The sequence below is a fragment of the Subdoligranulum sp. APC924/74 genome (assembly GCF_003324125.1).
In the GTDB taxonomy this organism is placed as follows: Bacteria; Bacillota; Clostridia; order Oscillospirales; family Ruminococcaceae; genus Gemmiger; species Gemmiger qucibialis.
On sequence record NZ_PSQF01000113.1, the window covers coordinates 1 to 7,558 of the forward strand.

General features: G+C 58.7%; 5 protein-coding genes. 1 reads left to right on the top strand and 4 read right to left on the bottom strand.

Annotation, left to right across the window (positions count from 1 at the left end):
• Nucleotides 1-143: 143 nt before the first annotated feature.
• From C4885_RS14560 to C4885_RS14575, 4 genes are all read right to left on the bottom strand, one after another.
• Entirely contained in the window at nucleotides 144-1,481 is a 1,338-nt protein-coding gene (locus C4885_RS14560; RefSeq protein WP_114001026.1) for a hypothetical protein, read from the bottom strand.
• Nucleotides 1,482-1,495: 14 nt separating this feature from the next.
• On the bottom strand, nucleotides 1,496-2,224 hold the full coding sequence (locus C4885_RS14565) for a hypothetical protein (RefSeq protein WP_147237853.1): 729 nt from the start codon (nucleotides 2,222-2,224) through the stop codon (nucleotides 1,496-1,498).
• The gene (locus C4885_RS14570) at nucleotides 2,221-3,618 is read right to left on the bottom strand and encodes a cell wall metabolism sensor histidine kinase WalK (protein ID WP_114001028.1); all 1,398 of its coding nucleotides are present in this window, start codon (nucleotides 3,616-3,618) and stop codon (nucleotides 2,221-2,223) included. Before C4885_RS14570 ends, C4885_RS14565 begins: the two co-directional genes overlap by 4 nt.
• 219 nt (nucleotides 3,619-3,837) lie before the next feature.
• Nucleotides 3,838-4,497, bottom strand: a complete 660-nt coding sequence (locus C4885_RS14575; protein WP_114001029.1) for a response regulator transcription factor — start codon at nucleotides 4,495-4,497, stop codon at nucleotides 3,838-3,840.
• A 337-nt stretch (nucleotides 4,498-4,834) separates the two neighbouring features.
• Between C4885_RS14575 and clpB the strand changes: the two genes are divergently transcribed.
• Entirely contained in the window at nucleotides 4,835-7,444 is a 2,610-nt protein-coding gene (clpB, locus tag C4885_RS14580) for an ATP-dependent chaperone ClpB (protein WP_114001030.1), read from the top strand.
• Nucleotides 7,445-7,558: the final 114 nt, after the last annotated feature.

Here is a 7,558-nt window from a genome sequence, read left to right on the forward strand (position 1 = left end):
TTATCGAGCATTTTGGCAACGCAGATGCCGTGCCGCAGCTGCCGGAGCGGTGCTTAAGCCGCAAGGCGGGAATTATGCGGTATTGCCTTAGCATCGGCTTTCTTGCAGAATAAAAGCGCAGAATTTGGAACAAAATACCCGGCTTAATCCAGCATCCCAACCTCGGTATAATTCGGGGTGCCGGTCAGGTAATCGGCATACGAGATCAGCCCAAAATAGCGGTGGGAGGATTGAATCGTGTAGGGTGCGCCGTCCGTTCCGGTTGTGGTGCGGGTGTATGGCTCCGCACGGCAGAGCACCAGCAGCCGGTCTTGCAGCTGGGCCATGATGGTGGTGCTGGTGTGGTCGTACCCGTTCCAGTTCAGCGGTGGCAGGGCGGGCTTTTCCGCTACGGTGCCGGCGGCAAGGTCAACCAGGTAGACGGGTGTTTTTGTTTCGGCGTTGTCGTCCGTCCAGTCGTTGGAATAGTACTCCACAACCAGCTGGCCGTTCAGGATGCGGGTAATTGTCACATCAAACGCACCGCGCCCCTCGTATGGGTCAGGCGGCAGGGCATCGGTTACGGTGCGGGTCTGCCGGTCAGCCAGCCCGGTGGCGGTCAGCTCGCCGGTGGTGTAGTCATATTCATATAAAGTATCGTCCAGCACAGCGGTGCTTATATGAGTGGTGCGCCCGGCGGAAGCGTTGGTGATCGGGTATTCCCGCAGCAGTTCTGCCGCGCCGGTGTCGGCATCTACTAGATACAGGCAGGAAGTCTGTGGCTCGCTGCTGTCATAATAAGGAGATACCGAAACCACCAGCTGCCGCCCGGTGCAGCCGATGATGTTGGCGGATTGCCCGCTGGTATCCCCGGCATCAAACAGGGTGGTGATGCCGCCGGTGGACAGATCGAGGCGTTTGATGCGGTCATAGCTGTCCCCGCTGGGGCAGGTGGAAAACCAGAGGGAAGAACCGTCCGTACAGCAATAGAAACTTGAAATGTAATTGCAGTGGTACAGTACCTGTTCCACGCCGTAATCCTGATTCAGCCGCACGATGGACATGCCGTCGGAATCATATCCATAGACAAAGGAAAGATAAGTGCCGTCCCCAACCGGGCAGGGCAGCGTGACGGGCACGCCGGTAAAAAAGCAGGCCGGGCAGCTTGGGCTGTCATGCGTGCAGCCGGTAATATGGCAGGCCGGGGCCTGGGTGCCGGTCTGGTAGTCCGCATAGAGCACCTGCTGGTAATCGCCCGAAGCGGCAGTCATGAAGGTATAATATCCGTTTTCATCCCCCTGGTACAGCGGGCGCAGGCTGGGCAGATCAGGTTTCGCTGCCGGTTCCGCGGCGGCAGGGGAGGGGGACGGCTTCGCCGCAGAACTGCCGGAAGAGCCCGGCACAGCGCTGCAGCCGGAAAAGGCAACACAAACAGCGGGCACAAGCAGCAGTGCAGCCAGGCGCACAGCGCACGGCATGGTCTGGTTGAACGTCTTTTTCATGGGGCAGACCTCCTTTATGGCGTAACATCCCCGCGGTAAGCGGCGGCATCCTGCGGGGAGAGCGATGCTGCCGACACCCGCAGCCCTTGCCCGCTGCGGGCCACGCAAAGGTAAAGCTGGGCACTGACGCTGTAGCGTACCGCGCAGGGCTCGTGCAGCTGCAGGGGCAGTGTTTCCCAATCGGTGATCGCATCCCCGCCTAAAAATGCGGCGTAAGCATCCGCTATTTCATCCAGCGCGGAATCCGCAAAGCTGCACTGCTCCACCGTAAACCCAACGGGCAGGCCGCTGGCTGTCAGGGTGAGGGTGACATGGTTCTCATCGGATGTAAAAGCATATTCGCTCTGGCCGGTATCGTCAGTGTAGGTAGTACAACTGTCTGTTTGCTGCATGGCGGAAAGAAGCACATCCGCCATGCTGGCAGGCAGTACCCCGGCCGCCTGCAGTTGCTGCACCGCGGCAAGGGTGGGGGCAGTGCTGGCTGGAGTTGAATCAGGCTCCACCATGGTGCGGGATGTATTTTGCCAGGTCATACGCCAGCAGTAAAGCTCCCGTGCGGCAGCACAGCTGCGCCCGGCGGGGCTTAACGCTTCAGCATCCTGCTGCACCGCAATGCTGTGCCCGGCGGCACGGTCTAGCACGGCAAAAACCGGCAGCGGCAGGGCCAAAGCCGCTGCAGAAAGTGCAATAGCCACAGCAGCCAACCGCAGTGCAGGCGGAAAAAACATTTTCCTTTCCCTCATGGCACCACCTCCGGTTGGCTGCCCGCTTTTTGCAGGCAGAAGCTGACCGTGGTTCCCTGGCTGGGCACACTTGCAAATTGCAGCGTTGTGCCGTGCAAGGCGGCAATTCTGGCGCACAGGGCAAGCCCCATGCCGCTGCCGCCCTGCTCCCGTGCACGGGATTTATCTACCATATAAAACGGCTCGGTAATGCGGGCCAGTTCCTGCGGCGGAATGCCGCAGCCGGTATCCTGTACGCGGATGGTCAGCCGGGTGGGTGTTTCGTCCAGCAGCACTTCCACTTTGCCATCCGCCGGGGTGGCTTTGCGGGCATTCTGGATCAGGTTGTACAGCATATCGCACAACAGTTCCGGCTGGGCCAGCACCACGGCGTCACTGCGGGGTAGGGTGGGCACCGGGCTGCCCTGGGGCAGGGCGCGGCGCAGGCTTTGCAGCACACGGCCCAGGGGTACGGCTTCCAGCTGCGGGGGCTGTTGTTCCAGCCCCATCAAGGCCAACAGATTCCCGCTCAACGCTTCCAACCGCTTGCTTTCGTGGTAGATATAATCAGCGGCGGTGCGGCGGGTGGCGGGGCTCACCTCGCCGCTGCGCAGGATATCGGCAAAGCCGAGGATGCTCGTCATCGGGGTTTTCAGCTCGTGGGTAAACGCGGCCACAAAATCATCTTTCTGGCGGGCGTTCTGCTGCAAGGTCTGCACGGTGCCCTCCACCGCCTGGGCCATCTCGTCAAAGCTGCGGCTTAAACTGGCAATTTCGTCACTGCCATGGATGGCCGTGCGCTGGCTGTAGGCCCCGGCGGCAATCTGGCGGCTGGCCTGCTCCAGCTGCTCCAGCGGGCGGGTCATGCGGTGGCAGAGCAGCAGAACCAGGCCCCCGGCCAGCACCATAGCCAAAAGTTCTACGATCAGTGCATTTCGGGTGCGAGCCTGCCGCGCCTGCCACACGGGGGCGGCATCCTGCGCAATGACCAAGGTGATGCAGCGTTCCGGCAGAACGACCGTTCCGGCGCACAGCAGGGTATGGTTGTTCGCCAGCACCATGCGCGACTCGCCATCCTGGGCAAGCAGGGCTTCCACTTCGGATAAGGGAACCGCGGTGGGCAGGGCATAATACAGGGAGGTTCCATCCACACTGTAAGCGGCGCAGGCAAGGTTGTTCTGCTCGGTGATGGCCTGCAAATAGCTGCCCACCCGTGCGGCCAGGCTGCCGCTGCCGGGTGTGACCATGGTGCGCTGCATAGCGCGGCTTTCCCGCTGCCAGTCTGCAGATAACGTTTCCTGCGCGGTGTGCAGCTCCTGCCGGAACTGCTGCCCGATCAGCACCGTGTTGCACAGCGAAAGCACAACTGCCAGCACCACCAGCAGGGCAAGGGTCAGCTTGTGGGCAAACTTCATGGCAAAACTCCTGCTTTATGGCAATACCGCATAATTCTAAGTGCCGATACGGCGAGCGAGGTGCGGCAGCTGCTAAGCCAAAAGCGCAGATAATACTTTGTGTCTTATCGAGCATTTTGGCAACGCAGATGCCGTGCCGCAGCTGCCGGAGCGGTGCTTAAGCCGCAAGGCGGGAATTGTGCGGTGTTGCCTTATATAAAAGGATAGGCAAAGCGGCGCTCATTCCCCGCGCTCCAGCACATAGCCCACACGGAATACAGTGCGGATCTCGTTCTTCCAGCCCAGCTTTTTGCGCAGCCGCTGGATGTGCAGATCCAGTGTGCGGCTGTCATACTCGGCATCCAGCCCCCACACGCGCTCATAGAGCACTTCGCGGTACAGCACAATGCCGCGGTTGCGCAGCAATACTTCCAGCAGGTCAAATTCCCGCGGGGTCAGGTGCAGCGGGGTGCCGCTGCGCGTTACCCGGCGGGCAGCCGGGTCCAGCACCACATCAAAAGCAGCAAGAGTACCCTGGGCTTTACCACAGCGGCGCAGCACCGCTTCCACCCGTGCCACAAGCTCGGTGGGCTCGAACGGCTTGGTAATGTAATCATCCGCGCCCAGGTGCAGCCCACGCACACGGTCCGCCACCGCGGTTTTGGCGGTCAAAAAAATCACCGGGGTCTGCACGCTGCGCAGGTAGTCCAGCAGCTCGTACCCATCGGGGCCGGGCAGCATAATGTCCAGCAGGGCCAGATCATAGGTGTTTGCTTCAATTTTATCGGCGGCCTCGGTGCCAGTGGCAGCTTCGTCACAGGTGTAGCCCGCGCGCTCCAGCGTCAGGCGGATCAGCGCACGGATGGGCGCTTCGTCATCCACAATCAAAATAGGTTTCATGGGCGGATCCTTTGTCGTTTTGGCTTTTTGTGCTTCTTCACTTTCTAATTCTACTGTATACTTGTATCCAAAATCTTGCAAGATGGAAAACGCCCGAAAAAGCAGGAAACTTTTTGACAGTTCATAAATCTTTTTCAATTTACCCTATTGACAACGGTTGGCTATGTGTTACAATATTAGCAGTCGAACAGATAGAGTGCTAATAAAGATAATGCTTCCGCATAACGCCCTTGAACCTGCAAGGATATCAAGCCGCCGGGCACGAAGCAGCACTTGAACCGGTTCGCTGCTAATAGATAGAAAACCATTATCGTTGCCGATAAAGGAGGTTTGCGATATGAATACCAACCAATTTACCCAAAAAACGATGGAAGCCCTGCAGGCTGCCCAGCGTTTGGCAATTGAATATTCCAACCAGGCGCTGGAACAGGAGCACATGCTGGTGGCCCTGACCCAGCAGCAGGACGGCCTGATCCCCCAGCTGCTGACCAAGATGAACGTTGACCCCGGTACCTTTGAAGCTGCCGCAGCGGAAAAAGTTTCCCAGCTGCCGCATGTGACGGGTTCCGGCCGTGACCCCGATAAAGTCTATATCTCCAATGAGCTGGACCAGGCCCTGACCGCCGCTGAAAAGCAGGCCCAGCAGATGAAGGATGAATATATCAGTGTGGAGCATGTCTTTATGGGCATGCTGCAGCGCCCCGGCCGCGTGGCTGGCGAGCTGTTCAAGCAGTTTGGCATCACACCGGAAAAGTTCATGCAGGTGTTGTCCGCCGTGCGCGGCAACCAGCGCGTGACCACTGATAACCCCGAATCCACCTATGACGCCCTGAAAAAATATGGCCAGGATCTGGTGGAAGCCGCCCGTGCCAACAAGCTGGACCCCGTCATTGGCCGTGATTCCGAGATCCGCAATGTTATCCGCATCCTGTCCCGTAAGCGCAAGAACAACCCTGTGCTGATCGGTGAAGCTGGCGTTGGTAAAACGGCTATCGCTGAGGGCCTTGCCCAGCGTATCGTGCGCGGCGATGTGCCCGAAAACCTGAAAGACCGCACCGTGTTCAGCCTGGATATGGGCGCTCTGGTCGCCGGTGCTAAGTACCGCGGCGAGTTTGAGGAACGTTTGAAGAGCGTTCTGAACGAAGTTAAAAAGAGCGAAGGCAAGATCATCCTGTTCATTGATGAGCTGCACACCATTGTGGGCGCCGGTAAAACCGACGGCGCAATGGATGCCGGCAACATCTTAAAGCCGATGCTGGCCCGCGGTGAGCTGCACTGCATTGGCGCCACCACCCTGGACGAGTACCGCCAGTATATCGAGAAAGACCCCGCTCTGGAACGCCGTTTCCAGCCCGTTATGGTGCAGGAGCCCACGGTGGAGGATACCATCTCCATCCTGCGTGGCCTGAAAGAGCGCTATGAGGTGTACCATGGCGTTAAAATTCAGGATGGCGCTTTGATTGCGGCAGCAACGCTGTCTAACCGTTATATTACCGACCGTTTCCTGCCGGATAAAGCCATCGACCTGGTGGATGAAGCCTGCGCAATGGTCAAGACCGAGCTGGACTCCATGCCCGCAGAGCTGGATGACCTGAATCATAAGATCACCCAGCTGCAGATCGAGCAGGCTTCTTTGCAGAAAGAAACCGATGAAATGTCCAAGCAGCGCCTTGCCGCCATCGAAAAAGAAATGGCCGAACTGCGCGATTCCTTCAATTCCAAGAAAGCTCAGTGGGAGAACGAGAAGAACGCCATCAATAAGGTGCAGAGCCTGCGCGCCGAGGTAGAAACCACCAAGGCCGAAATTGAAAAGGCGACCCGCAGCGGCGATTACGCCAAGGCTGGTCAGCTGCAATACGGCAAACTGCCCGACCTGCAGCGCCAGCTGGAAGCTGAAGAAAAGATTGCTGCCGACAAGAAGGAGCAAAGCCTGCTGCGTGACCGCGTGACGGCCGAAGAGATCAGCCGCATTGTGGCCCGCTGGACCGGCATCCCTGTGGAGAAGCTGGTGGAGGGCGAGCGCGAAAAGCTGCTCCGCCTGCCCGAAGTGCTGCATCAGCGCGTGATCGGCCAGGACGAAGCCGTGCAGAAGGTTTCGGACGCTATCCTGCGCTCCCGCGCCGGCATTGCAAACCCGAACCGCCCCATTGGCAGCTTTTTGTTCCTTGGCCCCACGGGCGTTGGCAAGACCGAGCTGGCCAAAGCGCTGGCCCAGGCCCTGTTTGACGATGAAAAGAACATGGTTCGTATCGATATGACGGAATACATGGAGAAATTCAGTGTGTCTCGTCTGATCGGTGCGCCTCCGGGATATGTGGGCTATGAGGAGGGTGGTCAGCTGACCGAGGCTGTGCGCCGCCATCCCTACAGCGTTGTGCTGTTTGATGAGGTGGAAAAAGCCCACCCGGATGTGTTCAACATTCTGCTGCAAGTTCTTGACGATGGCCGTATTACCGACAGCCAGGGCCGTACCGTGGACTTTAAGAACACCATCATCATCCTGACCTCCAACCTTGGCTCTGATATCATTCTGGAAGACCTGGAAAAGAACCGTGCCAACGGCAAGAACGAACTGTCCGCCGAAGCGCGTGACAAGATCGACCTGCTGCTCAAGCGCCAGTTCCGCCCGGAGTTCCTGAACCGTCTGGACGATATTGTCTACTACAAGAGCCTGACCAAGGATGAGATTGGCGGCATTGTGGATCTGATGTTGGCTGACCTGCGCAGCCGCCTGGCTGACAAGCAGCTGAAGCTGGTTGTGACCGATGCAGCCAAGAGCGTGATTGTGGATGACGGCTATGACCCCATCTATGGTGCCCGCCCGCTGAAGCGGTATATCCAGGCCAACGTGGAAACCATGATCGCAAAAGAGATCATCGGCGGCAACCATGTGCCCGGCGATACCCTGACCGTGGACGCCGAAAACGGCAAACTGGTCCTGCGCTAAGCGCAAAGCGTTCAGCAATGCTGTACAAATAACCTTAGGCAACACCGCACAATTCCCGCCTTGCGGCTTAAGCACCGCTCCGGCAGCTGCGGCACGGCATCTGCGTTGCCAAAA

Bases quoted from the DNA above. Each gene is read 5' to 3' on its own strand.
- C4885_RS14565 (WP_147237853.1), bottom strand. From the start codon at position 2,224: ATGAGGGAAAGGAAAATGTTTTTTCCGCCTGCACTGCGGTTGGCTGCT.
- C4885_RS14575 (WP_114001029.1), bottom strand. From the start codon at position 4,497: ATGAAACCTATTTTGATTGTGGATGACGAAGCGCCCATCCGTGCGCTG.
- C4885_RS14560 (WP_114001026.1), bottom strand. From the start codon at position 1,481: ATGAAAAAGACGTTCAACCAGACCATGCCGTGCGCTGTGCGCCTGGCT.
- C4885_RS14570 (WP_114001028.1), bottom strand. From the start codon at position 3,618: ATGAAGTTTGCCCACAAGCTGACCCTTGCCCTGCTGGTGGTGCTGGCA.
- clpB (WP_114001030.1), top strand. From the start codon at position 4,835: ATGAATACCAACCAATTTACCCAAAAAACGATGGAAGCCCTGCAGGCT.